Origin of the sequence: Archangium sp. (genome assembly GCF_036277355.1) — a bacterium.
Taxonomy (GTDB): domain Bacteria; phylum Myxococcota; class Myxococcia; order Myxococcales; family Myxococcaceae; genus Archangium.
Map to the genome: position 1 here is coordinate 160,975 of NZ_DASUNC010000046.1, position 22,670 is coordinate 183,644.

The window sequence follows — 22,670 nt, forward strand, 5'->3', positions numbered from 1 at the left end:
AGCACCTTGCACCGCGAAACCGTCACACTGAAGCACGAAAGTTCCTCATGAAGACGTCCCGTCTCTCGTCCCGTCGTCCTCTTTCCATGGCGTTGCTGGCCGGTATTGCCCTCGTGGGTTGCGGTGTCGACCGCGAGGCCGAGAACCAGGAGATCATCTCCAACCTGATCGAGTCCGGTTATCCGGCCGACGACATCATGATCCACGAGGGGGCCGTGTACGTGGGGCGCGACGCGCACGTCACCCTCGAGGCGTCCCGTGAGATGCTGCAGACCAGCGGGAGCCAGGAGCAGTACCGGACCAACAACCTCGTCGGCTTCCACGTGTCGAAGATCTGCATCAACCCTACCGCCGCGTTCAACAGCTACCCCAAATTCATCTATGGCCTGGATCTGGCCATCCAGAACTACAATGAGCACGGCCGCCGGATCTACTTCGTGCGCGGCCCGACCACCGGGTGCACCGCGAACATCACCGCGGAGGTCAGGAGCGGCGACGGCGGAGACGCGGGCTACCCCTCGGGCGGCTACCCCTACGGGATCTTCTTCATCGGCACCCTCATGAACGACAACTACTACCCCGTGGACACGGTCGAGCACGTCATCACCCACGAGCTGGGCCACACCATCGGCTTCCGCCACTCGGACTGCTACAATCGGTCCATCAGCTGCACCGGCGCCGCCATCAACGAAGGTGACGAGGGCGTGGGCTCCGTCCTCATCCCCGGCACGCCAGCCGTGGCCACCTGGGGTGGGTCGCTCATGAACTCCTGCTACCGGCAAGTCGAGACCGGTGAGTTCACCAGCACCGACCTCACTGCGCTGTACTACCTCTACTGAGACAGATGACGCGGCAGCCCCCAGTGCATTCATGACACCGTGGGGCCCGCTCAACATCGGGTGCGGCAAGGCTCGCGCTTCGTCCTCACCCTGCCGCGATGCGGCGCCCGGTCCAGCGGCTGAGACACCGCGGACCGGGCGCCCAAGACCCAACGTGAGACGTTCCGCTGGGGAGGGCTCAGGTGCCGCTGAGCGTAGCCTGCATATCGTACTGGCCGGACGCGGTCGCGTGCATCATGTACGTGCCGGCGCCCTGCGGGGCGAACTGGATCCAGAAACCATGGTTCGGGTTGCCGCCACAGTTCGCGGCCACGGCGGCATCACGCGGCTGGTTCGCGTAGCCCGCGCCGACGAGGCGCCAGCCGTAGTACTCATACTTGTAGATGTTGACGTTGTAGATGTTGTTGGGGCGCGAGGGCCCGCAGACCCAGCCACTGGCGACACCGTTGACCTGCATGTCGTAAAAGCCCCTCGTGTAGCACAGCGTGCACACCGACTCCACGGGCTGCACCACCTGGCCGTTCTCATCGATTTCGAAGGTGGTGGGGAGGGCGGGGCTGTTGATGTCGGCGGAGACGGGCGCCGGCGTTTCCTCTTCCGGAGCGCCGCACGCGGAGACCGCGAGGGAGAGAGTCGCGGCCATCAGCAGACGGGGCGAGAGACGGGACGTGTTCATGATGGACTTTCGTGCTTCGGGGTGAAGGGTTCGTGGCGCGAGGTGCTGCTCACCACGACTCGGTGATTTCGAGCGGAATGCAATCTGCCGGAGGACCGTCACGCCATTCGTCACGGCCCGCGCCTGGGCGACAGCGAAAACCGTGACGCTCCCTGTCCGCCCGCACCAGGGCATCACGGGAAACCGTCAACGGCGTGGGCCCCTGCACTCCGTTTGCCTGCGAGCGCATGCGCCGCAAGCAAACGGGGTACAGGGGCCCTCAGGAGGAACTGCCCCTCGTCACATCAACCCCTCAGCAGCCCTTGTAGCCCTGGCAGTAGGGGACGATACCCAGATCCGCGCGCACTCCGCCCACCGGGCTGAAGGCGAAGTCCGTGGGGCCAGCACCCCACATGAGCCCTACCAGTGTCGCGTTGTTGCCGGAGCGGATGTAGACCGGCGAGCCGCTGTCGCCACCGGCTGCCACCTGGTAGGAGTTGGATGCGATGTAGTTGCAGTAGTAGGTGTGCACCGCCCCTCCCGCGTTGACGGTGGCGCACGCAAAATTGATGGTGCCACCGGTGGTGCCAGTCGTACGGCCCGTCTTGTAGACGAACTGCCCCTGAGCCGGGTAGTCCACCTTGGCAGGCACCTCCAGCCATGCGTTGATGCTGAGCTGGTTGGGACCCGGGGTCGCGGCGATGAGGGGGGTGACGCCAACGCCGCCGGCGGCACTGAAGAAGGCGCTGTCGCTGTTGCGGCAGAGGCGGCCAGCGGGACAACTCCCGCCGGTCTGGAAAGCCGGATCAACGGCCTCGTAGCCCGCCACCGAGGACAGGGCGGGTTGCCCAGACGCGCCATAGTCCAAGCTGCCCATCGTCGTCGAGCAGTGCGAATTGGTCACATAGCCCAGCGTACCGCCCCAGAGGGCGGTAAAACCGAGCGTGCAGTAGCGGCCCGGCGTCCACTCGATCTGCACTCCGCCCGGCACCGGCCGCCAGCCCCCCTGTACGGAGGCGGGGTAGATGGGATTGACGTCGACAACCTCCACCATGTCCGAGGGCACCCCGAGTGCCTTCAGACGCTGCTCCATGTTCCCCCGCGCCTCCAGATCAGACACACCGATGGTCACCCGGTTGGTCTTTTCGTCCACGTCCGTCAACACGGCTCCCCTGAGAGACAGGACATCCGGGGTGATGCGCTGCTGGAGCTCCTTGAGCCTGGCAAAGCTATGCTGGGCGGGGGCGGCCACGATTCCCTCGGCGGGGATACGCTCCACACCGAAGATGGCGGCAATGGCACGCTGGGCCGCGGGCTTGTCCTCGGCGCGGGTGAGGCGCACGACCAGCCGCCCCTGCTCGTCATGGTACATGCCACCAAAAGAGCTCACCTGAGCGCCCACATCGAGCAGCAAGTCATCGAGCACCTTGGGCGAGTTGCCGCGGCCGGGAACCGCGGGAGCCTCACCAGCCCCTGCGCCCTGGAGGCCAGGGGCCGCGGGCTCCATCGCCTCGGCTCCAGTGCCCCACCCTGCCAGCGTGAGCGCCACCGCGAGCCCGGCAGCCTTGTACGTCCATTTCCAATACGGAGAATTGCTGTGTGCCATGTTGTTCAGTCCTCGTGTGTATGAACGGATGCGAACGGCTTCACTTCACTTTGAAGGTTTCGCGGTGCAGCAGGGTTGAATCCTGTGTGGCGGGTCCGGGGGTCCGCGAACGGCCCCGGTGCTCGGGCCGCTGTGGCTGTGGGTGAGCGAGCCGCTACCGGGACCAGGCCTGCGTCCTCAGAAGGCGCAACCGGTGCAGCTTCCGAAGAGCCGCCCGCTCGGGACATTGGAGAAGTAGGAGTTCCGGGTGGCCGCCGAGGTGGTGTAGCGGACGATGTCGTTGTTGTAGGAGCCCCAGATGCCATTCATGGGCAGGGTGCCGTCCACCATGGGCTGCTGGTAACCCGAGTAGGTCGAGGGGGCCCACTGCCCATAGGAGCCGCACTGCTGGAAACCGTGAGGCTGAGCGTTGAAGTCCAGACCCTTGAACATGACACACGAGAGCGCGGCAGCTCTCACCGTGGTCTCCTCGGAAGGCGGGTCCACACCCATGCCCTCCTGGGCTTGCGGCTCTTCGGCGCCACCACAGCCCGCCATCATCAGGCCCGCCACGGCCGCCAGGCCCATCGTCATACGTCGCATCATCTTCTTCATGTGCCGGTGTCTCCCATTGTGTCCATGCCCGCCCCATGAACGGGCCAGTCCGAAGAAACATGCCAGGCGCTACAACCGGGCCAGGTCCGTCACTCCGGGAAACCTTGTCTCCCCCCAGCGTCAACGGGAGCGTCACCAGGAGCGTCAAAAGGACAGCAGTGGTTCTTTTTTCGCCCCCGCGGCATTGGTGCGCCGTGTCAACGCAGCCGCACCGCCGTCTCCAGAGCGTCACGCAAACCGTCAACTCCCGTGACGGACGGCCGCACGAAGCCGGCGCCGGGTGTGACGGTTTCCGTGACGGCCGTACCTCATGGAACCCCCATGCAGATGAATCGCCTCGCATCGAAGACCGCCGTCTCCCTCCTGCTCGCGCTTGGCGCGTGCGGGGTCCCCGAAGGTGAGAAGCCCCAGGAGCCATTGGGCAGCGCCGCGCAGGCGTTGACCGCGCGTGGCTGGGACCCCTTCCTGAACATTCCCAACGCGTGGACGAAGAGCCCCGAGCAGCACCGCTTCTGTCAGGGAAGCGGTTGCTCCAGCACCCTGGGCTACGCGGTCGCCAGCAGCAGCGAGAGCACCTGCGCCGTGCGGGGCGTGGGCTACGACACCTACGGGACCGGTGGCTTGTGCCCCAACTGGTTCAACTGGGAGTGGGATGCGTCCGTCGGCCGCTGGAAGGCCCACATCATCTCCGTTCCGGTAGCGGGCCAGAACGGGTACCAGTACGTGGGGCTCGAGCAGTACATCAACAACACCCGGAGCTTCCCCTCCTGGGACTTCTCCAACACCAACCACTGGCCCTACGTCTCCTGGGTTCATTCCGTGCACCTCCAGGTGCGCGCCCGCTACTGCAACCAGAACTCCAACGCCCGCATGCCGTATTACTTCGCCTGGGTCGTGCCCTCCAATCCCAGCCTCGACGGCCAGGTGTCCATCGATCTGCTGACGTACGTCGGCGCGCCGCCCGCCCTGGGCATGCCGGATCCCGGCCCTTCGCAGACCGAGGAGTACCTGGCCACCCGCGCGGGGGTGACGGTCATCAAGGAGGAGATGAAGCGCACCTTCGAGGTCAACGGCGCCTCCTGGGGGGTGAAGCCCAACAATTACAGCTCGTCGCAGCTGTGGTGCTACAACTCCATCCACGACGCGCCCTGGCTCGACTTCTCCATCAACCTCCCCGCCGTCCTCAGCCGCCTGCAGCAGGAGGGCCGCCTGCCCACCCCGCTGCCCGCGGACATGCGGTACTCGGGCGGCATCATCGGCGGCATCGAGTTCTGGGGCCCCGTCGGTGGCTGGGCCGAGGTGGAACTGCGCGACCACGAAATCTGGACCTACTGAGCACCCCACCCCGGTGAGGGATTCGCCAGTGGAAACCAGGATGGGCGCCTTTCGGGACTCTTCCCGGGATTTCCGGGAGAGACTCGATTAGATTGTCCCGAAATGACCGCTGTCATGTTTCACCTGCTGGGGCTTCCCCGGATCGAGCGCGATGGCGCCCCGGTTGCCCTCGTCCGCCACAAGGCCCTCGCGCTGCTGACGTACGTGGCGCTGACGCGCCGGCGCCAGGAGCGCGCCCTGCTCGCGGGACTGCTGTGGCCCGAGCACGAGCCGGCCCGGGCCCGCGCCTCGCTGCGCACCGCGCTGTGGGAGCTCGCCCAGGCGCTGGGAACCGAGGTGCTGGAGGTGGAGCGCGACACGGTGGCCCTGCCGGTGGGCTCCACGGCCTGGGTGGACGTGCACCGCTTCGAGCAACTGCGCGCGGCCTGCTCGCTCCGGGAGGGAGCAGGGCCAGAGGAAGGGCTGGAGGAGCTGGCCGAGGCCGCCACCCTCTACCGTGGCGAGCTGCTGCAGGGGGTGCGGCTCAAGGGGTGCGAGGACTTCGAGGCGTGGAAGCAGGCCCAGGCCGAGCATCTGCGCGGTGGGCTGGGAGATGTGCTGCGCCGGCTCGCCGCGGCCCACGCCGCGCGAGGCCACTTCGCGCGGGCCCTGCCCTTCGCCCGGCGGCTGGTGGCCCTCGAGCCCTTCGACGAGCAGGCCCATGCACTCGTCATGCGCCTGCTGGCCTGGAGTGGACAACGCACCGAGGCGCTGCGCCAGTACGAGCGGCTGTGCACCACGCTCGCCGAGGAACTGGGCGTGCGCCCCGGAGAGGAGTGCCGGCGCCTCCACTCGGAGCTGAGCCAGGGCCGTACCCCCCCCGCGCCCGTGGCCCGGGAGCGGCGTGAGCCCGTGGCCCCGCCTCCCCCCTCCGCTGTCTCGCAAGGAGCGGAGGCCCACGCGGGCCAGCCTTCCCTCGCCCTGCGCCTGCTCGGCCCGCTGGAGCTCCGGCTGAAAGGGACCCCGGTGGAGGGGGTGCCTCACAAGGCGGTCGCGCTGCTGGCGTACCTGGCCCTCACGCGCCGCCGCCACACCCGCGAGGCCCTGGCGCTCCTGCTCTGGCCCGAGACCGAGGCCCCCCAGCGGATGGACTCGCTGCGCGGCGCCCTGTCGCAGCTCCACCTCTCCCTGGGCGGGCACTGGCTGGACGTGGACGGCTCCAGCGTGGAGCTCGCCGCCCGTGAATCCGTCGAGGTGGACGTGGAGCGCTTCGAGCGGCTCACCGGCGCCTCCAGCGCCTCCCCGCGGGAGCTCGCCGAGGCCGTGGCCCTCTGGCGCGGCGACTTCCTCCAGGGCTTCGAGCGGGAGTTGGACGGGTGCTCCTCCTTCCTCGAGTGGCACGCCGCCCAGGCCGAGCACCTGCACACCCGGCTCGTCCACGCCCTGCGGCAGCTCATCGCCCGCCACGTCCAGGCGGAGCAGCCTCGCGAGGCCCTGCCCTACGCCCAGCGGCTGGTGGACGTGGAGCCGCTGGACGAGCAGGCCCACTGTCACCTCATGCGCCTGTATGCCGGGTGCGGCCAGCACGAGCGGGCCCTCGCACAGTACGAGGCCTGTGCCACGCTGCTCGCCTCCGAGCTCGGCGTGCACCCCCAGCAGGAGACGCAGGAGCTGGCCGCCCTGCTGCGCTCCGGCCGCGGCCCTTCCCGCCCCCTCCCGCCCAGGCCCCCAGGCCCCTCGCGCGCCTCCCCGCTGCCCGCCCCGCTGGCCTCCTTCGTCGGCCGCGAGGCCGAGCTGGCCGCCCTCGCCCAGCGCCTGGAGGATCCGCACTGCCGCCTGCTCACCCTCACCGGCCCCGGCGGCGTGGGCAAGTCCGTCCTCGCCCTGGAGGCCGCCCGCCGTCAGGCGCCCCGCTTCAAGGACGGCGCCTGGCTGGTGCCACTGTCGCCCGTCACCTCGGCCGAGCTGCTGGCGCCGGCCATCGCCGAGGCGCTCGGGCTTCAGTCCGCCAGTGACGGAGACACCCTCGGCCAGCTCCTCGAGCACCTGCGCGAGCGCCACCTGCTGCTGGTGCTCGACGGCATGGAGCACCTGCTCGGGGCGGCGCCGCTGCTGGTGGAGCTGGCCGAGCGCGCCCCCGGGCTCGAGCTGCTCGTCACCTCCCAGGAGCGGCTGGGCGTGCGGGGCGAGTGGGAGCTGGAGCTCGAGGGCCTGCCGTGCGTGGAGGGCGCCGCGCCCGGTGAGCCCGGCCGGGCCGCGCTGGAGCTCTTCGTCCGGATCGCCACCCGGGTGAATGCCGGCTTCCGTCTGGAGCCCGGGCAGGAGCCCACCGTGGTGCGCCTGTGCCGGCGGCTGGAGGGGCTGCCCCTGGCCCTGGAGCTGGCGGCGGCCTGGGTGCGCCACCTGGGGGTGGAGGAGATAGCGGCGGAGGTGGAGCGGGACCTGGACTTCCTGGCCGGCGCGCGGGCGGGCCCCGAGCGCCACCGCAGCCTGCGCGCCGTCTTCCTCCATGCCTGGGAGCGGCTCTCCCCCCAGGAGCAGGGGGTGTTGGGGAGGCTGAGCGTCTTCCGCGGTGGGGCCTCGCGGGCGGCGGCGCTGGAGGTGGCGCAGGCCTCGCTGCCGCTGCTCTCCTCGCTGGCGGCGCGCTTCCTCGTGCGGCGCACGCCCACGCGGCGCTACGTGCTGCACGAGCTGCTGCGCCGCTATGCCGGAGAGGCCCTGCGGGCGGCACCCGAGGAGGAGCGGCGCGCCCAGGAGCGGCACGCCGAGCACTACAGCGCGCTGCTGGAGCGGCTGGGCGGGGAGCTGCACGGCAGGGGGCGGGGCGAGGCGCTCGCGGCGCTGGCGGTGGAGCTGGAGAACGCGCGCGCGGCGCTGGCCTGGGCGGCCCAGGCGGGCCGGCTGGAGCTGGTGGACCGGGCGCTGGAGGGCCTGTGCACCGCGGAGGAGCAGCTGGGCCACTTCCAACAGGCCGAGGCGTTGCTGGCGGAGCTGGCCGCGAGGGTGCGGCCCGAGGGCGGCACCGAGGAGCGCTTCCTCCGGGGGCGGCTGCTCGTGTGGCGGGGGCGCTTCGCCCTGGAGTCGGCGGGGCACGCGCGGGCGGCGGCCCTCCTGGAAGAGGGCCTGCGCCTGGTGCGCGAGCGGGGCGCGAGCCCGGCGCTGGGGGCGGCGCTCGTCACCGCGGGACGGCTGGCGCTGGCGCAGGGGCTGCTGGGCACCGCGCGCTGGAGCCTGCGCACCAGCCTGGCCCTGGCGCGGGCACGGGGGGAGGCACGCGGGGCGGCGGTGGCCCGGCGCCACCTGGCGGAGGTGCTCTTCCTCTCCGGGGAGCCTCGCCAGGCCCGCCACCTGCTCTCGCGCGGCCTGGTGGCCTTCCGCCGCCTGGGCGAGGAGCGGGAGCTGGCCGCCTGCCTGGGGCGGCTGGGCGGGGTGCTCGCCTTCGAGGGCCGGTGGGAGGACGCCGAGGGGGCCCTGCGCGAGGGGCTGGCGGTGTTGGAGCAGCCGGGGGGCGGCAGCGTGCCCCCGCGGGCCGAGCTGGGCCGGGTGCTCACCGCGCAGGGGCGGCTGGAGGAGGCGGCGGCGTGCTTCGAGTCCTGTCTGCGGGCGGGGCGGGAGACGGGGCACCCGGGCACGCTGGTGGCGGCGCTGTGCGGCCAGGGCACCGTGTCCCTGCTGCGCGGCGAGGCCGAGCGGGCCCGGGGCTGCTTCGCCGAGGCGTGGGCGGTGTGCGAGCGGCTCAATGAGCGGCGGGGGCTGGCCGAGGCCCGGCTGGGACTGGGGCGGGTGGCCCTGGCGCGCGGCGAGCCGGCGGCGGCCCGGGCGCACCTGGACGGGGCGCTGCGCACCGCCATGGAGGTGGGCGCGGTGCCGCTGGTGTTGGAGGTGCTGGTGGCCCTGGCGGAGCTGTCCCCGCGGCCCGAGCCGCTGCCCCCGCTCGAGCAGGCCCTGCGCTCCATCCACTCCCACCCCCTGGCCAGCGCGGTCACCCGAGAGCGAGTCCTGCGACGGCTCGGGGGGGAGCGCGCGTCTGGCCCGCCGGGCGGGTCCCCCGAGTTGCCCATGCTCGTCTCGCAGGTGCTCGAGGCGCTGGCGGGATGATGCGGTGCGCCGAGCCCCTGTGGCTTGCGTGTACCGGGAGAGGACGTTAAGTCACGAGTTGCTCACGGCCCTCGTGAGGGGCGCCCCTGGAGAGCAACCTTGGCTTTCGACGACTTCGATGCGCTGCTACGGCAGGATGTAGCACGCGAGACGCCGGCCGCCTCCGAGTTGCCCCGCGTCGTCATCATCGATGATGACCCGGGCATCCGCCGCTCGCTGGCGCTGCTGCTCTCCGGCAGCTACCAGGTGCGGCTGTTCGCCTCGGCCCTGGAGGGCGTGGCCGCGGTGGATGACGAGGTGTGCGCCGTCATCCTCGACATCAAGATGAAGGGGCATGACGGCTTCTGGGCCTGCAATGAGATACGCAAGAGCCAGCCGGACATGCCCGTCATCTTCTACTCCGCCTACCAGGACGTGAAGGATCCGTACGAGGTCATCAACGAGCACCGCCCGTTTGGCTACCTCTCCAAGGACAGCGGCGTGCGGCGGCTGTTGGACACGCTGGAGACGGCGGTGCGGCTGCGCACCCTGGCCATCGAGAACCGCAAGCAGCTCGAGGCCCTCAAGAGCCAGCTCCCCCCGCGGCGCGGCTGAGTCCGCAAGAAGGTGTCAGAGGACTCCGCCTGTCCATTGAGTTCAATGGCTTGCGTGTACTGTGCAATCCCCTGACACCTTCCAGACGACACCTTCCCGACGACACCTTCCAGACTCCTTCCCGGAGCGGACACCCCAGGGGAGGACACCCTACCGGGCCAGTCCTCCCCCAGGCCGTGACGGCGTGTCACTGCTCAGCGGCGACGGTGAAGCTGCCGTAATACCAGCCATGGCCGTTCGAGGTGATGCCGTTCTGCGTCGAGCTCTGGTACGACGACTGCGCGGGGGTGGGCGTGACGCGGATGGTGCCTTGCCTGTAGGTGCTGCTCAGCTGGCCCGCGTGCACCGCCGCCTGGCAGGGGTTGGAGTAGTCCAGGTAGGTGTTGGTCCCCCAGATGGTATGGGCGGCGACCTGGGAGGGGCTGCACGCGCAGGCCTGGGGCCCTGCACCCCGCCAGATATCCGCGGTCGTGGGGCACTGGTAACGCGGGTAGATATAGCACGTGACACCCTCGTAATTGTAGTAGCCGTTCCCGTATCCCAACTCGTTGAAGTTCATCGTGTAGAGGTGCTCCGCCGCCTGTGGGCTGAAGTAGCGGTAGAGGGGAATGGTGCCCGGCGCCTGAAACGGGAAGCAGTAACCAGCAACCGTTGGAGTGCTGTAGAAGCTGCCGCCCTCGCTCGAATTCGTTGTGAGCAGCTGGTCAGTTCTGCTGTACGCGTAGGAGCTGTACAGCGGCACGGCCCCGCAGGGCGCGAAGTTCGCATCGAAGAGCGCACCCATGACGAACTCGTAAGCCCAGTAAAAGGGATCCTGGAGGGCGGTGGTGGGGTGATTGTGTTTGTTGAGCCTCGACGAGTAGAAGCGATAGATCGACTTCAGGTTGCCGGCGCAGCCCCCCACGGACACGGCCAGCCCTGACTCCTGCTGGCCCAGCTCCTCGGGCTGCGGCTGCTGGACCTCGCTGGCCGTGGCGGGCTGCGCCTCGATGCCAGGCTCGGTCCCGCAGCCAACGAGCGCCTGGGACACACACATCAGCGCTGCCGCGTAAAGCAACCCCTTCTTCATGTGCATGATGAGCTCCCTCGTGGCCGCCAGGCCCATCGTCATGTGTCTCGTCATCTTCTTCATGTGCTCTCCGCTCCGTGGTTGGGGGGCCCCGCCGCATCAGCGGGACAGAGCCCAGAGCCGTACCAGGCGCTACAGCCAGGACAGGTCCGTCACTCTGGAAAACGTTGTCTCCCCCCCGCGTCAACGGGAGCGTCACGGGGATCGTCACGACGCCAGCGGTATTTCTTTTTTCTACGGCGGCAACCCCTTGGACGAGCGGTTCATCGACTCGATGCTCCCCCTGTCCGGTGCGCTCCAGCACGCTGACGCCGTCATAGAGCCCCCCCGAGCGGCGCAGCAGGGTGTGGAAGAGCTCGAGCACGTCCTGGGAGGGGGGGCCCTTCGGGTCGGGGCGAAGCAGCAGGGCCCTGGGTCATCTCAGTGCCCCGTGGCGCGGAGGGTGAACAGCGCCTCCGCCTGCTGTTGGGCCTGGGCGGCCGCCTGCTCGGGTGTGAGCCGGCCCAGGAGCATGTCGTGGTAGGTGGTCCCGAGGAGCTCCGCGAGCCGAGGCCACTGGGGCACGGCGGGACGCATCCAGTCCTGGAGCTGACCGGCCTGGGAGAGTTGGTCCACGACGGAGAACACCGGGTAGCGGCGGACGAGCTGGGGGTCGCGCAGCAGGCTCTTGCGCGGCATGCCGCCGTTGCCATACCGGGCCAGCACCTTCAGCACCTGTCGCGAGGTGAGCCAGGAGAGCATTCGCCAGGCCAGCTCCCCGCGGGGGCCGATGTTGGCGGGGATGCCCAGGCTCCAGGTGCCGATGGGCGTCACCGGGTCCACCCCGGGGGCATGGGGCGCCGCCACGTAGCCGATCTTCCCGGCCACGGTCGAGGCGGCTGACTCCTCGACGAGGAATGCACGGGCACCCCACTCGTAGGTCATGGCCACTGCGCCCTGCGCGATGCGCCGTGGGCGCTGGTCCCAGGCGGTGTTGACGACATCGGGCGGTGACACCTTCAGCAGCTCGAGTGCGAAACGGGCCGCGGCCACACCCTGGGGCGTGTCCAGCGTGGGCCGGCCCGACCCGTCCAGCAGCGGCTGGCCGAAGGCGGCATAGAAGTGGGCCATCTGCTGGCCGAAGGCCTGGCCCCTCTGTCCGTTCCAGACGATGCCGTACTGCCCGGCCTCCGGCTTGTGGTAGTGCCGCGCCACCTGGAGGAGCTCCTCGGTGGTACGCGGCGGCCGCAGCCCGTCCTCGGCGAGCAGATCCTCGCGGTACCACAGCAGCTCCGGGTGCGGCTGGATGGGCAGGCCGAGCTGGTGCTCGTGGTAGCGGCTCTGGGCATACGCGATGTCCAGGAAGTCCTCCGGCTCCACCAGCGTGCGCGAGCCGGCGATCAGCGCCTCCAGCGGCAGGAGCACGCCCAGCTCGCCGTACTCGCCCGCCCACACCACGTCGAAGCTGACCAGGTCGTACGCGCTCACCTTGTCCTGGGCGTTACGAAGGGTCAGCCGCCGCACGTCGTCGTAACCGACCACCTCGAGCTCGAGCTTGCCCCCGGCGAGCTGCTCCAGCTCGGTGGACGCCTCCTCCAACGCCGACGCGAAGGGATCTCCGACGATCAGCAGCCGGACGGTCTCGCCGCGCAGCACCGGATCACCGGGGCCAGCAGGGGCGCTCGAGGCCTTGGGTGTGGAGCGGGTGGAGAGAACGAGCCCCGTGAGCACCACGATGGCCACGACGGCCGTGGACAGGAACATGAGCAGACGGCGAGGAGCGCGCGTGTGGTCGTCCATGCCTCGACTGTGGGGCCGGTCCGTCATACGCGGTAGCTGCAAGGTTGCATTGCAGGTGCGGCCCTGGCGGGTGAGGTGTGTTGGAGCTCCGTGTGGGCGGCCCGCGTGCTACTGGAGGGCGTCCTTGGGAACCAGGAGCACGACCTCCTTCGCGTCGCCGTAGATGATGGGGCCCATCGACTCGAAGTTGTGCGTCACCCGGCCGTTGTCACGCACGATGCCCATGTCGTTGCCGGTGGAGCCACCGTCGTAGTCCCAGCCATGCCGCGTCTGGAAGATGAGGGCGCCGCTCGGAATCTGTCCCGCCTGCGCCATCCGCTCGTACGCGTCGGCCGGGATGACATGGGCGGTGACGTCGCCGAACGCCGGGCTGGAGATTCTGCGGGGCTCCGAGCCGGGCAGCGGGACCGACGTCCAGCCGCCCTCCCGCATCATCCGGACCATCGCGCCGCGCGGGTTGTTGGGGTCATCCGAGGTGCCGCCCGGGAAGTTCGGCACCCCGAGCTTGTCCATGTTCCCGATCGTCGTCGCCACGCACATGCCGTAGGGGCCGTTGTCCAGAGCGCCCGTCGCCAGCTTCTGGAGGAGCGGGTGGTTGGCGTTGACGGAGCCCTGTCCCGCTCCCACCTGGCCGGAGGCCGCCGCCTTCTCGAGCGTCTCCAGGGTCGTCCCGCCCACCTGCCCCTCCATGCCCGGCGGTACTTGGAGGCGGGACTTCTGGAAAGCCGCCACGGCGTCCGCCGTCCCCTTGCCGAACTTGCCGTCCGCCTCGATGCCGAGCAGCTTCTGGAGGTCCTTCACGCTGTCACCCTGCATGCCCTGCTTGAGCACGGCCTTGCCGTTGGCCACGTCGGCCAGCGACGGCGCCGGGGTCCACGGGGTGGTGCCACCCGCCGAGGGGGCGCCGGTGGACGGGGTGGACGGCGCCTGGGGGGCCATGCCGAGCGCCGCCTTCGTCCTCGGCCCCACCACGCCGTCCGCGTCGAGGCCCTTGGCCTTCTGGAAGGCCTTCACCGCCGCCTCGGTCCTCGGACCGAAGACGCCGTCGGTGCCGCCCGGCTCGAAGCCCGCCTGCTGGAGCTGCTTCTGCAACGACTCCACCGCGGGGCCCGTGGCACCGTTCTTCAACAGCGGGCCGGAGGCCGAGGGCGAGCCCGTCGGCGCCGGGGAGGTGGGGCCGGTGGTGCCGCCCTTGCCCTCGCCCTGGAGCACCGAAACGATGGCGTCCATGCGCCGCGTCTGGTCCCGGCGCAGATCCACCGGATCATTGCCGAAAGCGGGCGCGTCCAGCCGGCCGGTGGACGGGTCCACGTAGGACTGCACGCGGATGTCGATGATGTTCTCCGGCGTCACGCCCTTGCGTGCCAGCTCGGGCAGCTGATCCAGGAAGCCACCGGGGAGGTTGGCGGCGGCCTCGGACTGGGTGAAGGTGTCGAAGTAGGCGGCGGCCAGCAGCGGGTTGTGGGGATCCAGGCCCGCGTTGCGCGCGGCGGCCTCGTAGGTGGGCCGCTGGGCGCGGAACTTGGCCAGCTGGGCCTGATCCGCCTGCTCCGGAGTGGTGGCTGCGTGCTGGTAGGAGAAGGTTCCCTTGTTCAGCTTGCCGTTACCCGCGTCCGTGTGGCCGTCGTAGGCGCCGGTGGTGTTGCCCTTGACGTCGAGGTTGCCCTCGGCATGGCCGATGGCCCGGGAGATGAGGGAGCGGGGACTGGCGAGCTCCTGGTCCAGGTCGACGGCGGCCTTCTCCAGCGCCTGCAGGGTGGTGGCACCCACCTGACCTTCCAGGCCGGGCGGCACCTTGAGGCCAGCGGACTTCTGGAAGGAGTCCACGGCCGCGCGCATCCCCTCGCCGAACTTCCCGTCCTGCTGCGCCGCGGGCAGTCCGAGCATGCGCTGCAGCTCCATCACACTGTCGCCCGCCATGCCCTGTCTCAGGGTGACGAGCCCGCCGCCCTTGCGCACGCTGTCCAGGGTGGGGGCCAACGTCCACTGCCGCTGCGTGGCGGCTGGCGTCTGGACCGCCTCGGCGGGCGTGGTGATGAAGGCATCGGTGTTGCGCGCCTGCTGCACCGCGGAGGGCGCCACTCCGGTGGAAGGGGCGCCTCGGTGGTGGGGGGGAGAGGCGCCGTGGTGGGGCAGGCGCCTTCGGCGACAGGAGGGGGGGGGGATCGAGTCGTATGTCTTCATGGTGGGTGATGTCCTTTCTTGAATGACTTATCGGATGGCCGTGTGAGGAGTTGCGTTTCGCGGGACCGCGTTCTCGCAATTCCTCTCAATCTCAAGAACACCATCACACGAGCGTCACAGGAATCGTCAAAGACGGTTCTCCATCGGAAATTTCTGTCCATGGGTGTGGACCCGAGCCGGAACTCCTGGGGCTGTCGTGGAGCTCGATGCGCCATCCAGAACATCGCCTTCGAACCGTTCGGTGCTCCAAGCCCCTGGCACCGAGGCGCCTCTCGAGCGCCTCTCTGGCCCCATGCGCTCCTCCCTTCTTCTCATTCCATGCGACCGTGACGTTTGTCTTGGACGTGTCAGTCCGGAATGTTACTGGGGGCACATGACTACCGCGATTTCCACGCTTTCTCGTTCATTGGCGCAACTCGGGCAATTCGGAGCTCCGCTCGCGGAGGTGCTGCCCCGCCTGCGCACGGCGGGACGGGTGGGGCTTCACGCGAGCGGGCTGATGTCCGGCTGGGCCACCGCGCTGCCCATCGATGGCGTGGATCTCTCCTTCTTCAAGAACAGCTTCAACGGGGCCCTGGAGCTGCACGAGCGCGTGCTGTCGGATCCCGGCAAGCGGGAGGCGCTGGCCCGGGCCGAGCGCGAGGATCTCTTCACGCTGCCGCTGTTCGTCGGGTCCATCCTCTCGGACATCGGGCGCGTGCGGCACAAGCAGCGCTACGGGCTGCAGGAGCTGCGGGTGGAGCCGGAGGATGCGTTCCCCTATCCGGACTACTACCTCACGGACTTCCACAACCAGGCCAACGGGGGCCTGTCGCTGCGCGCGGCGCTGACGTACGAGTGGCAGATCCGCCTGCTCTTCATGGGCGCCAACCGGCTCATGCGCCAGGGCGTCATCGATCAGATTCCCGAGGGGAGCCACCTGGACATCCTCGACGTGGCGTGTGGCCCGGCGACGTGGATGAGCCAGGCGTGGTTGCAGAACCGGCGGCACCGCTACACGGGGATCGATCTCTCCCCGTCCTACCTGGAGGCGGCCCGGCTGTTGCGCCGCAAGGCCACGCTCCTGCAGATGAACGCCGAGCAGATGCTGCCGGAGTGGACGGACCGTTTCGACCTGGTCACCTGCATCTGGCTGTTCCACGAGCTGCCCCGGCCGGCCATCGAGCGGGTCACCGCGGAGATGGCGCGGGTGCTGGAGCCCGGAGGGACGCTTGTGTTCATGGATGCCATCCAGCAGGGGGAGGCCAACGCCGAGGAGAAGGGCTCGTTCGAGCACTTCGAGACGTACTTCAACGAGCCCTACTTCCAGGACTACACGCGGTTGAACCTGCCGGAGCTCTTCGCGCGCCACGGTTTGCGGACGGTGAAGACGGAGCGCTGGTACATGTCGAAGCTGCTGGTGCTGCGCAAGGAGGGGTAGGCCCCCGTGGGGGTGTAGGAGCCGTGCCCCCTCGGGATGCCCGCCCGCCTGGGCGGGGGTAGGACGAAGGAGCGGTGGCACGCACCTGGGGAGCAACCTCGGGTGTAACCACCGGCCGCTCGCGCGTATATAGGGGGCCGCGCGAGGCGACAGGAGCGACATGGACGCGAAGAAGAAGGTGGGACTCATTGCGGCGGTATTCGGGCTGGCCGTGGCCGTGGTGCCCTTGCTTCTGCCCACGGGCCCGAGCTCGGGGCTGGACGCGGCGCGCTTCCTCGAGGCCGGCAGCTTCGCGCTCGGCGCGGCCGCGGTGTTCGCCGGGGGTCTGCTCACCGCGATGACGCCCTGCGTCTACCCGCTCATCCCCATCACCGTGTCCGTCTTCGGGGCGCGCAAGGCCGAGGGCCGGGGCAAGGCGCTCGTGCTGACCAGCTCCTACATCATCGGCATGGGGGTGGTGTTCAGCGGGTTGGGCGTGCTGGCGGCGAAGACGGGACAGGCCTTTGGCTCGATGCTGGGCAGTCCGGTGGTGGTGACGGGCCTGGCGCTCTTCCTCCTGCTGCTGGCCACGTCCATGTTCGGCGCCTTCGAGCTGGCGCTGCCGGGTGGGCTGCAGCAGCGGCTCAACTCGGTGGGCGGCTCGGGCCTCACGGGCGCCTTCCTCATGGGCAGCGTGTCCGGCTTCCTCGCGGCTCCGTGCACCGGGCCGGTGCTGACGGGCCTGCTGGCCTTCGTGGCCAAATCGCAGAGCACGGGGCTCGGCGCGGCGCTGCTCTTCATCTACGCGCTCGGCATTGGCGTGCCCTTCTTCCTCATCGGCGTCTTCACCGTGCGCCTGCCCCGCGGCGGGGTGTGGATGGAGTGGGTGAAGAGCGTGCTGGGCATCGTGCTGGTGGCGCTCGCCATCTCGTATCTCCGGGACGGCTTCCCCACGGTGGGTGGGGCGGTGAAGGGCGTGGCCGAGCAGCTGGGCCGGACGCCGGGCGCGCTCATCGCGGCGGTGCTGGCGGTGGTGGGCGTGCTGGTGGGGGCCATCCACCTGTCCTTCAAGGAGGGCGCGCGGGACTTCACCCTCAAGGGCTTCGGCGTGGCGCTGGTGGTGGTGGCGCTGGTGCTGCGCGGTGGCGCCATGGACGCGAAGTCGGGAGGCGCGCTGTGGGTGTCGCTCGGGCTGATGGAGGCGCCCAAGGCGCCCACCTTCGAGTGGCACGCGGTGCTGCCGGCCAAGGGCGCGAGCTTCTCGCCCGAGGCGCTCGAGCAGGTGCTGGTCCGTGCGAAGAGCGAGGGCCGGCCGGTGATGATCGACTTCTTCGCGGAGTGGTGCGCGGCCTGCAAGGAGCTGGATCGCGAGACCTACCCGGCCGTCGAGGTCATCAGCGAGTCGGGGCGCTTCATCAACGTGAAGGTGGACGCGACGAACAGCGATGACGCGCTGGACGCGCTGATGGAGCGCTTCGGGGTGGAGGGCCTGCCCACGGTGGCGTTCATCTCGTCCAACGGGCAGATGCTGCGCGCCCCGAGGGTGACGGGCTTCCTCGAGCCGCGCTCCTTCGTCGTGGAGATGAAGAAGGTCGACTGATGGCGGGGAATGCGCGTGGGCCCATGCGCTGAGCCGCGCCCAATTTCCCCTCTCCCGAGGGGAGAGGGGATATGGGTCCCTTCGGGCACCTGGGTGAACGGGCTCAGCTGTCGCGGTGGACCGTGTCCGGCGAGAAGGCCGGCAGGCAGATGGCGATGTACTCGGCGCCATCGGCCTCGGGGGTGCTGTAGCGGACCCACTCGCCGGGCTCGGTGATGACGGCCTGGCCCGCGCGCACGTCCAGCTGGCCACCCTTGTGCTCCACGCGCAGCACGCCCCTGATGACGACGGTGATCTCCCGGAACTCGGGCGTCTGACCGGGCTCCAGCCACCCGCCGGGGCTGCGCATGTGGGCGACGCTGAGCTCGGCCTGCTTCGTGTTCACCCGCCCCACGTACTCGTCGATCAGCTTGGGCTTGTTGCCCGCGGCGGTGACGCGCGTGGGAGCGGGGATGAGGGTCGGCATGTCTCTCTCCGGGGTTGGGGGATTGGTGCGCCGGTGCCGCTACCGGAACGAGTCGCCAGCCACCGCGGCGCTGTTGCCCTTCAGGTACTCGAGCGCCTTGTCCAGCACCTCGTCCTTGCCGGACTGGATGCCCGCGAGCGTCGGCCGCACGTAGACCTGGGGCCTCAGGCCCACGCGCTGCAACTGGCGGCCGTCCACGTGCCGCACGTCGTGGCCGGTGAAGATCATCGAGATGCCGCCGGGCAGCACCATGTCCGTGATGTCGCCGTTGGCGCCCGCGCTGGGGCTGCCGATGAACGTGGTGCCGTTGGCCGCCTCGAAGAACAGGCCCGTGTGCTCGGACTGGCTGATGGCGCGCTCGTCGATGAGCATCACCGTCCGGCCGCGGTACAGGGGCACGTCCGCCTTGGGCAGCTCCTGGATGAACTTGTACCGGCCATTCGTCTCGGACGCCGAGACGACGTTGCGCTCGAACACCGCCGCGTGGCGCGCCTTGCGCGTGTTGAGGTACGGCGCGATGGACCAGGCCGTCCCGTTCGGGTAGCCGCGCATGTCGAAGATGATGGCCCGCGTGCCCTTGAGCTTCTCGAACATGGCCGCCACCTCGGACGTCTGCAGGCGCGTGAGGTCCACGTAGCCGGTGTTGTCCGCCAGCATCCGGTACGGCTCGCCCTGCTTGGGCTTCTGCAGCGACTGGATGCTCCGGGTGAAGCGCACCTGCTTCGCCTGCCCGCTGGCGTCATGTACGCCCAGCGTCGCCTGGGAGCCCTCGGGCCCCGCCAGCGCCTTGGCCAGCAGGCGGTGCCGCAGGTGCACCGGGTGCGAGGCCGTCACATAGGGCTCCAGCGCCTTCATCCGCTCCGCCACCGGCTTGCCGTCGATCGTGTCGATGACCTGGCCCCGCGCCAGCCCCGGCGCCGCCTCGGCGTTCCACACGTTCATCACCACCGCCACGCCGTCGATCTCCATCGCCTCGAAGGGAGCGTTCACACCGGTGATGCCCCGCTTCTCCAGCTCGGGGTGGCCGCGCAGGTGGGTGTGCCCGTCCTGCACCAGCGTGCTCAGCTCCGCCACCGCGAGCGCGTACTCCGCCGCGTCCTTGGCCTTCTCGAACTTCGGGATGAACGTGCTCAGCGCGCCGTCCCAGTCCCGCGAGAGCAGGTGCTTGTACGGGTAGAAGAAGTGGATGACGTTCCAGGCCCGGAAGAGCGCGAGCAGGCGGTACTCGCGGCTCGGGTAGAGCATCTCCTCGTACTTGCGGTCCGGCTGCCACCGGGCGGGGGGCAGCTCCGCCTCGCGCGCCGCCTTGCCCTTCTTCGCCGGCTTCTTCGCCAGGTCCAGCGCCTTCTGGAGCGTCTCGTCCTTGTCCGAGCGCGCGCGCTTGGGCAGCACCGCGTCCGCGCGCATGGGGATGCCCAGCTCGCTCAGGCGCACCGAGGCCGTCAGCCCCGCGCCCAGCTCCACCTGCGTCTGCTCCACCACCGCGCCGTCGTCCAGCCGGCCCTCGGTGACGAGCTGCGCCAGCCCCTGGGCCTTCATCGTCAGGGCGCGCGGGTCCAGGTACGACTTGTCATCCAGCAGGAAGATGACCGGGCGCGCCTTGCCATCGCCCTTGGGGGAGAGCTCCTCGCCCGCCGTGGTGAGGAACGAGGTGGTGTAGCCGCCGCTCGTCCCGCCGAGCGACTGGGGACGGAAGCCCGAGTGGAACACCGTGCGCTCCCCGGGCACCTGCAGCTCCTCGCTCAGCAGGTACGGCAGGAGCCTGCCGAGCGCCGCGGACATGGACCAGACAGTGTTGGGCTCCAGGCCGCGGGCGCGCAGGTCGACGATGACGGCCTTGGCCTTGGAGATGTCCGGGCGCAAATCGACGGCCGCGTCCTTCACGGCGCGCAGGTCCAGCACGAGCACATCCTTGGACTCCCAACTGCGCAGCTCCCGCACCGGGGCCGAGGGGGCCTTCTGCGTGCCCTCCTGCTGCTCGTCGGGGCGGAGGATGCGCGTGGCGGGATCCTTCAGCGCGTCCAGCATGTCCTGCACGGCCGCGGCGTAGGCGGCGCGATCCTTTGCTGCCTCCACCCTCGGAATGGCGGCCACGAGCGCGGCATCCCAGTCGATGTTCTTGTAGGCCAGGGCGGGATGGCGGTAGCGCACCTGACCCCACAAACGGGCCAGGCTCTCCAGGCGCTCCTCCCGGGAGGGCAGGGCTTGGGGGGTGGGCTCCGCCGCCGACGCGGTGAATGCGACGAGGCCGAGGGCCAGCGCGAGACTCGTGAGAAGGGGGCGCAGCATGTACCTTCCTGGGGGAAAAGACCGTCCGGGAGCCCAACGGTATCGCACCTGCCTCCTTCCACCGAAGTGGGGAGTGTGATTCCGGGGGGTTGTCTCCGCCGCCGGGCCCCTGCCTGCCCGTACCGGGGGTGTGGGCCGGGGAGGGGGGTGTGAAATGCTTCACACCGTTGGAGTGAGCCAACTCACAGCGCGGGAAGTAGGGCCGTGAGAAGGTGCTTTCAGAAACGGGGGGCGGTTTCGCCGAGCGAGGGGGCTTGCACTGCGGAGCCGGACATACCCCAGAGGCGCCTTTCAGTACAAAGGGGGGAGGCGCCTCCGGATTCCCGCGAGGTCCGGGGGGGCACGCGGGATTCTACGTGGCCCGCTTCTTGATGCCGGGGGGCATCGGGGAGCGGGCCGCGGTCTTTTTTGGGGGTCTCGAGATTCCGGGGCTCGCTTGACTTCACGCAGGGTGCGCCTATCAAGTGGCGCCCGGCGAAAGTGGTGAACGGGGACCGCTCGCCCTCGCTCCCCCCCCTCCCCGACATTCGAGACTCGCGATGAACCGCTCCACGTTGTCGTCGTGCGCCGCGCTGGCGCTTGCCCTGCTGGCTCCGGCGGAACAAGCCACCGCGGCCACCCAGCAGGCCCAGGCCAGTACGGCCATCATGGTCCAGGGGTTCCACTGGAACTCGGCCAACGCCACCAGCCCCAACTGGTACAACGTCCTGCAGGGCAAGGCGGGCGACCTGGGCGCCATGGGCTTCACCCACGTGTGGCTCCCGCCGCCCTCCGACGCGAGCTCCACGCAGGGCTACCTGCCGCGCCAGCTCAACGTCCTCAACTCGCGCTATGGCAGCGAGACCGATCTGAAGAACGCCATTACCGCCTTCACCAACGCGGGCATCAAGTCGGTGGCGGACGTGGTCATCAACCACCGCGTGGGGACGACCGGCTGGTACGACTTCACCAACCCCTCCTGGGGCACGTACGCCGTCGCCGCCGGTGACGAGTGCAACTGCTCCACGGGCGCCGCGGACACGGGCGACAGCTACGGCGCCGCGCGCGACATCGACCACACCAACTCCGTCGTCCAGACGGACATCAAGAACTGGCTGAGCACCCGGCTCAAGGGCGTGGGCTTCACCGGCATCCGCTACGACTATTCCAAGGGCTACGGCGCCAGCTACGCGAAGCTCTACCACGACGCCATGCAGCCGGACTTCTGCGTGGGGGAGATCTGGACGGACCTCAACTACGCCAACGTGGATGCGCACCGGCAGCTGCTGGTGAACTGGGTGGACGGCACGCAGGGCGCGTGCGGCGCGTTCGACTTCACCACCAAGGGCCTGCTCAACCAGGCGCTGACCTACAACGAGTACGGCCGGCTCAAGGACTCCGCGGGCAAGCCGGCGGGCGGCATCGGCTGGTGGGCGCAGAAGATGGTGACGTTCGTGGACAACCACGACACCGGCCCGAGCGAGTCCTGTGGCAACGGGCAGAACCACTGGCCGGTGCCCTGTGACAAGGTGATGCAGGGCTATGCCTACGTGCTCACGCACCCGGGCATCCCCTCGGTGTACTACGCGCACATCTACGACTGGAACCTCAAGGCCGCCATCAAGGCGCTGATGGACGTGCGCAAGGCGCAGGGCATCACCTCGACGTCCACGGTGGCCATCCAGCGCGCGGAGAACGGCCTGTACGCGGCCATCATCAATGGCAACACGGCGATGAAGATCGGCGGCACGGCCTGGGATCCGGGCACGGGTTGGACGCTGGCCGCCTCGGGCTCGGGCTACGCGGTGTGGACCAAGGGTACCACGGGCGGTGGCGGCACGTGCACCACGGTGCCGGTGACCTTCAGCATCGCCAACGCCAACACCACCTTCGGGCAGGATCTCTACGTGGTGGGCAACCAGACGCAGCTCGGCAACTGGACTGCGGCCAACAGCTTCAAGCTGACCATCCAGGGCACGGGCGCCAACGCCACCTGGACCGGCACGGTGAACCTCGGCCCCTCCACCGCCATCCAGTACAAGTACATCAAGTACAACGCCAGCACGGGAGCCGTGGTGTGGGAGAGCAACGCGCCCACCTCCAGCGGCAACCGCGAGGCCACCACGGCGGCCTGCGGCAGCACCACCACGCTCAACGACGGCAACTTCCGCTTCTGAGCCAGCCCGCCCTCCGGTCGCGCGCTTC

Annotated in this window: 15 protein-coding genes; 7 read left to right on the plus strand and 8 right to left on the minus strand. The window is 69.6% G+C overall.

The window, feature by feature from the left end:
• Nucleotides 1–47: 47 nt before the first annotated feature.
• A complete protein-coding gene (locus VFZ09_RS12060; protein WP_329727674.1) occupies nucleotides 48–839 on the plus strand; it encodes a M57 family metalloprotease in 792 nt (263 codons plus the stop codon).
• A gap of 178 nt (nucleotides 840–1,017) precedes the next feature.
• On the opposite strand, the gene VFZ09_RS12065 is transcribed toward VFZ09_RS12060, so the two are convergent.
• The 3 genes from VFZ09_RS12065 to VFZ09_RS12075 all read right to left on the minus strand — a co-directional run bounded on the left by VFZ09_RS12065 (nucleotide 1,018) and on the right by VFZ09_RS12075 (nucleotide 3,694).
• Nucleotides 1,018–1,515, minus strand: a complete 498-nt coding sequence (locus VFZ09_RS12065; RefSeq protein WP_329727675.1) for a hypothetical protein — start codon at nucleotides 1,513–1,515, stop codon at nucleotides 1,018–1,020.
• Between the two features lie 292 nt (nucleotides 1,516–1,807).
• Entirely contained in the window at nucleotides 1,808–3,100 is a 1,293-nt protein-coding gene (locus VFZ09_RS12070) for a hypothetical protein (protein ID WP_329727676.1), read from the minus strand.
• A 177-nt stretch (nucleotides 3,101–3,277) separates the two neighbouring features.
• The gene (locus VFZ09_RS12075; protein WP_329727677.1) at nucleotides 3,278–3,694 is read right to left on the minus strand and encodes a hypothetical protein; all 417 of its coding nucleotides are present in this window, start codon (nucleotides 3,692–3,694) and stop codon (nucleotides 3,278–3,280) included.
• A 321-nt stretch (nucleotides 3,695–4,015) separates the two neighbouring features.
• Between VFZ09_RS12075 and VFZ09_RS12080 the strand changes: the two genes are divergently transcribed.
• The 3 genes from VFZ09_RS12080 to VFZ09_RS12090 all read left to right on the plus strand — a co-directional run bounded on the left by VFZ09_RS12080 (nucleotide 4,016) and on the right by VFZ09_RS12090 (nucleotide 9,700).
• The gene (locus VFZ09_RS12080; RefSeq protein WP_329727678.1) at nucleotides 4,016–5,029 is read left to right on the plus strand and encodes a hypothetical protein; all 1,014 of its coding nucleotides are present in this window, start codon (nucleotides 4,016–4,018) and stop codon (nucleotides 5,027–5,029) included.
• Between the two features lie 102 nt (nucleotides 5,030–5,131).
• On the plus strand, nucleotides 5,132–9,106 hold the full coding sequence (locus VFZ09_RS12085; RefSeq protein ID WP_329727679.1) for an AfsR/SARP family transcriptional regulator: 3,975 nt from the start codon (nucleotides 5,132–5,134) through the stop codon (nucleotides 9,104–9,106).
• Between the two features lie 99 nt (nucleotides 9,107–9,205).
• Entirely contained in the window at nucleotides 9,206–9,700 is a 495-nt protein-coding gene (locus VFZ09_RS12090; RefSeq protein WP_329727680.1) for a response regulator, read from the plus strand.
• Nucleotides 9,701–9,887: 187 nt separating this feature from the next.
• Here the strand turns inward: VFZ09_RS12090 and VFZ09_RS12095 are convergent, their stop codons facing one another.
• From VFZ09_RS12095 to VFZ09_RS12105, 3 genes are all read right to left on the minus strand, one after another.
• The gene (locus tag VFZ09_RS12095) at nucleotides 9,888–10,832 is read right to left on the minus strand and encodes an LCCL domain-containing protein (RefSeq protein WP_329727681.1); all 945 of its coding nucleotides are present in this window, start codon (nucleotides 10,830–10,832) and stop codon (nucleotides 9,888–9,890) included.
• A 357-nt stretch (nucleotides 10,833–11,189) separates the two neighbouring features.
• Nucleotides 11,190–12,548: an ABC transporter substrate-binding protein gene (locus tag VFZ09_RS12100; protein WP_329727682.1), complete on the minus strand. Its 1,359-nt coding sequence runs from the start codon at nucleotides 12,546–12,548 to the stop codon at nucleotides 11,190–11,192.
• Between the two features lie 108 nt (nucleotides 12,549–12,656).
• Nucleotides 12,657–14,630 (minus strand): peptidoglycan-binding domain-containing protein, encoded by a 1,974-nt coding sequence (locus VFZ09_RS12105; RefSeq protein ID WP_329727683.1) that lies wholly within the window; start codon nucleotides 14,628–14,630, stop codon nucleotides 12,657–12,659.
• Between the two features lie 475 nt (nucleotides 14,631–15,105).
• Between VFZ09_RS12105 and VFZ09_RS12110 the strand changes: the two genes are divergently transcribed.
• Together VFZ09_RS12110 and VFZ09_RS12115 are read left to right on the plus strand one after the other, a co-directional pair.
• Nucleotides 15,106–16,152 (plus strand): class I SAM-dependent methyltransferase, encoded by a 1,047-nt coding sequence (locus tag VFZ09_RS12110; RefSeq protein WP_329727684.1) that lies wholly within the window; start codon nucleotides 15,106–15,108, stop codon nucleotides 16,150–16,152.
• A 160-nt stretch (nucleotides 16,153–16,312) separates the two neighbouring features.
• On the plus strand, nucleotides 16,313–17,731 hold the full coding sequence (locus tag VFZ09_RS12115; protein WP_329727685.1) for a protein-disulfide reductase DsbD family protein: 1,419 nt from the start codon (nucleotides 16,313–16,315) through the stop codon (nucleotides 17,729–17,731).
• A gap of 103 nt (nucleotides 17,732–17,834) precedes the next feature.
• On the opposite strand, the gene VFZ09_RS12120 is transcribed toward VFZ09_RS12115, so the two are convergent.
• Together VFZ09_RS12120 and VFZ09_RS12125 are read right to left on the minus strand one after the other, a co-directional pair.
• Nucleotides 17,835–18,197 (minus strand): cupin domain-containing protein, encoded by a 363-nt coding sequence (locus VFZ09_RS12120; RefSeq protein WP_329727686.1) that lies wholly within the window; start codon nucleotides 18,195–18,197, stop codon nucleotides 17,835–17,837.
• 39 nt (nucleotides 18,198–18,236) lie between these two features.
• Entirely contained in the window at nucleotides 18,237–20,486 is a 2,250-nt protein-coding gene (locus tag VFZ09_RS12125; RefSeq protein ID WP_329727687.1) for a S41 family peptidase, read from the minus strand.
• Nucleotides 20,487–21,025: 539 nt separating this feature from the next.
• Between VFZ09_RS12125 and VFZ09_RS12130 the strand changes: the two genes are divergently transcribed.
• The gene (locus tag VFZ09_RS12130; RefSeq protein ID WP_329727688.1) at nucleotides 21,026–22,642 is read left to right on the plus strand and encodes a carbohydrate-binding module family 20 domain-containing protein; all 1,617 of its coding nucleotides are present in this window, start codon (nucleotides 21,026–21,028) and stop codon (nucleotides 22,640–22,642) included.
• The last annotated feature ends 28 nt before the right edge of the window (nucleotides 22,643–22,670 follow it).